General features: G+C 72.1%; 2 protein-coding genes. Both read right to left on the reverse strand.

The features are described from left to right. On the reverse strand, positions 1-1,338 hold a 1,338-nt coding region (locus tag P409_RS28755; protein ID WP_238578798.1), incomplete at its 3' end, for a condensation domain-containing protein. Continuing rightward, positions 1,335-3,915 (reverse strand): non-ribosomal peptide synthetase (locus tag P409_RS28760; RefSeq protein ID WP_152613594.1); only part of this gene is annotated, 2,581 nt, incomplete at its 5' end. The genes P409_RS28755 and P409_RS28760, both read right to left, overlap by 4 nt.

A 3,915-nucleotide genomic window follows, 5' to 3' on the forward strand; every position in this document is an offset into this window, starting at 1 on the left:
GGTGGTGTAGGCCAGGAGGAGGTCGATGCCCTCCGGCCGGTCGGTGAGGTCGAGGCTGAGGTCGAAATGCGCCGCGCCGCCGGCGAGGCCGTGCAGCGTCATGGCCAGCCCGGCGAAATCGCCGTCGCCCGGCGTGCCGTCCTGCTCGGTGCACTTGACCTGGAACAGCGGGTTCACCCCGGCCTGGCGCGGCGGCGCCAAGGCTTCCACCACCATGTCGAAGGGCACGTCGATCCGGGTTTCGGTCGCCAGCAGGCCCTCGCGCACCCGGTCCAGCAGGGCGGTGAAACCTTGGCGCTGGTCCAGCACCGTGCGCAGCACCGCGACATTGGTGAAATAGCCGATCATCGGATGCGTCTCGGCCCGGCCGCGATGGGCCAGCGGCGCACCGATGCGGATGTCGTCGCCCGCGCCGTTGCGTGCCAGCAGCAGCTTGAGCAGCGCCAGCACGGCCATGAAGGTCGTGGCGCCGCGGCTGCGGACCAGGGCGCGCAGCCCGTCACTGACCGGCTTGGAAAGCCGGAGGCGGTGCGCCGCCCCGGCATCACTGCGCTGCGCCGGCCGCGGCCGGTCGAAGGGCAGGTCGAGCGGCGGGTGGCTGTCGCCCAGCGCCGCCTTCCAGGCCTCGATCTGGCGAGCCTCCTCCCCCGCCTCCAGCCAGCTGCGCTGCCAGGCGGCGTAGTCGGCGTAGTGCAGCGTCATCGGCGTCAGGCCGGAGGCCGTGCCGTCGCGCCGCGCCGCGTAGAGAGCGGCGAGGTCGCTGATCAACAGCCCGACCGACCAGCCATCGGCGACGATGTGGTGCAGCGCCAGGACCAGCCGGTGCTCGCATTCGCCCAGCACATGCAGCTCGAACCGCAGCAGCGGCCCGGCTTCGAGATCGAAAGGCTGCTGCGCCAGGACCTGGGCGAAGGCATCGCTCTCCGCCTCCCGATCCGCCGAGGTGCGCAGGTCGCGGATGATGAAGGGCGGCGGCAGCTCGGCATGCAGGCGCTGCACCGGCCGGCCTTCGGCGTCGATGCCAAAGGTGGTGCGCAGCGCCTCGTGTCGGGCGACCAGGTCACCGGCCGCCGCCTGCAGCGCCGCGGCGTCGAGATCGCCGGACAGGGACAGGATGCCGGCCATGGTGTAGGCCGGGCTGGCCGGGTCGCGCTGCCAGGTCAGCCACAGCCCGCGCTGGGCGTGGGACAGCGGCAGGTCGCCGCTGCGCTCGACCGGCACGATCGGCAGGGAAGCGAAGTCCACGCCGTGCTCGGCCAGCTTGTCCAGGAAGGCGCGGCGCCGGTCCGGCGCCAGCGCGACGAAGCGGCGGGCGATCTGCTGGGCGTCGACGGTCATGTCAGGTCCTCGAGTTCACTCATCCACCGGTCCATGTCGCCCAGGCGCTGCTCGGCCGCGGCGCTGCCGGCGACAAGACCGTCCGCCAGGCTGGCGGCCAGCCCGGCGAGGGTCGGGTGGTCGAAGAAGTGGCGGATCGGCAGCGCCAGGCCGTGCCGCTCCAGCAGCTGGGCGCGCACGCGCATCGCGGTCAGGGAATGGCCGCCGAGGCTGAAGAAATCGTCGGTCCGGGAGACCTGCGGCAGGCCCAGCACCTCGCGCCAGATCGCCGCCACCGCCTGCTCGGCCTCGCCCTCCGGCGCCGATCCCGCCTCGCCGGTCCAGTCGGGGTCGGGCAACGCCCGGCGGTCCAGCTTGCCGTTGGCCAGCAGCGGCAGCGCCGCCAGCCCGACCACCCGCGACGGCACCATGTAGTCCGGCAGGCGCTCCGCCAGATGGGCCTGGAGCTCCGCCTCCAGCCCGTCCGATCCTCCCGTCATCACCACATGGGCGACCAGGCGCGCACCCCCCGGCGCCGGCATCGCCGACGCCACCGCCGACTTCACCTTCGGATGATCGAGCAGATGCGCCTCGATCTCACCCAATTCAATGCGATAGCCGCGGATCTTCACCTGATGGTCGAGGCGGCCGATATACTCGATCACCCCGTCCGGACGCCACCGCACCAGGTCGCCGGTGCGATACATCCGCGCTCCGGGCCCGGCGTGCGGGTCCGGCACGAAGCGCTCGGCCGTCAGGTCCGGGCGGCCGACATAGCCGCGAGCCAGACCGGTGCCGCCGATATAGAGCTCACCCGGCACCCCTTCCGGCACCGGGTTCAGGTCGCCGTCCAGCACATAGGCCCGGCGGTCGCCGAGCGGCCGGCCGACCGGCGCATAGGCGCCGTCGAAGCCCGTATCCGCACCGACCTTCCACATCAGCGGCGTCACCACCGCCTCGGTTGGGCCATAGCCGTTGATCAGGACTCGCGGCCGCAGCGCCCGTCGCACCCGGTCATAGACCTCGCGCGGCATCGCCTCGCCGCCGAAGGAACAAACCTCCATTGGCGGGCACTCTCCGGAGGTCTCGGCCCAGGCGGCCAATTCGGCGAGATAGACCGGGGTGTAGTCGGCATGGGTCACGCCCAGCCGGCGCTTGGTCTCCAGCGCCTGGTCCGCGGGCCACAGCGTGTCGTCGCGCAGCACCAGGCTGGCGCCGCTGGTCAGCGCCGTCAGCCAGCGCTCATGCGCGCCGTCGAAGATGAAGGACAGGAAGTGGAATTCGCGCGACGGCTCGCCGATCTCGGCGATCTCCGCCGTCAGCCGGCAATGCTCGGCGATGGCGTCATGAGCGACGGCGACGCCCTTCGGCTTGCCGGTCGACCCCGAGGTGTAGATCACATAGGCCAGGTTCCCGGGATGCAGCCGCACCTCCGGCCCGGCCGGGTCCTCGCCGGCCGCATCCTCGACGAGGATGCGGTCGATGCCGGCCGGCACGCGCTCCGCCAGGGACCGCCGGGTGATCACGAGGCTCAGCCCGCTGCCAGACACCATGTCCGCCAGCCGCGTGGCCGGGGCGTCGGGCGCCAGCGGCACGAAGGCGCCCCCGGCCTTGAGCACGGCGAGCAGCGCGACCAGCATCTCGACCGACCGGTCGAGCAGCACGCCGACTTGCCGGTCCGGCCCGACGCCGGCCGCGGCCAGCCGGTGCGCCAAGTGGTTCGCCCGCCGCTCCAGCTCGCCCCGGCTGACCTCACGGTCTCCGAAGATCACCGCGATCCGCTCCGGATCCGCCGCGGCCTTCTCCGCGATCCGGTCCTGGACGAAGCGGTGCGGCACCGCCTGATGCGGCTCGGAGTGCCACCGGATGATCTGTGCCTGCTCGTCCTCGGTAACGATGGCGAGGGTGCCGAGGCGCGCCTCCGGCGCCCCAGCGATCCGCAGCAGCAGCGCCTCGAACCGGCGCATCAGCCGCTCAATCCGGTCACGATCGACGGCGTTGCGCCGCCAGCTCCAGTCGATCTCGAGCGCGGCTCCCGCCTCGATGCCGAGGGTCAGGGGATAGTTGGTGGTCTCCAGATTCTCGATCCGGCCGAAGCGCGGCCCCTTGCCCTCCAGCTCACGGAGGGCGTGGTCGACGGGGTAGTTCTCGAACACCAGCAGGGTGTCGAACAGGGAGCGGCCGGCCTGTCCGGCCCAGCCCTGGATCTCGTAGAGCGGCGTGTGCTCATGCTCGCGCAGCGCCGCGTTCTCCGCCTGCAGCTCCCGCAGCCAGTCGCCGACCGGCCTGGCCGGGTCCAGCTCAGGCGCCACCGGCAGGGTGTTGATGAACAGCCCCAGCAGCGCCTCGGCATCCCTGAGCTCCGCCGGGCGCCCCGACACCGTCGACCCGAACACCACCCGGCGCTGACCGGTGATCCGCGACAGCAGCAGCGCCCACGCCCCCTGCACCACCGTGTTCAAGGTCACATGCTCGCGACGGGCAAAAGCCCTCAGGGCCTCCGTCGCGGTGCTGTCCATGCGCAGCTTCCGGCTGTCATATCCTGGCTCTGGTTCGGGCGCCGGCAGCGCCGAGGCCAAGAGCGTCGGCTCCTCCACG

The sequence above is a fragment of the Inquilinus limosus MP06 genome (assembly GCF_000767795.1).
Lineage (GTDB): Bacteria > Pseudomonadota > Alphaproteobacteria > DSM-16000 > Inquilinaceae > Inquilinus > Inquilinus limosus_E.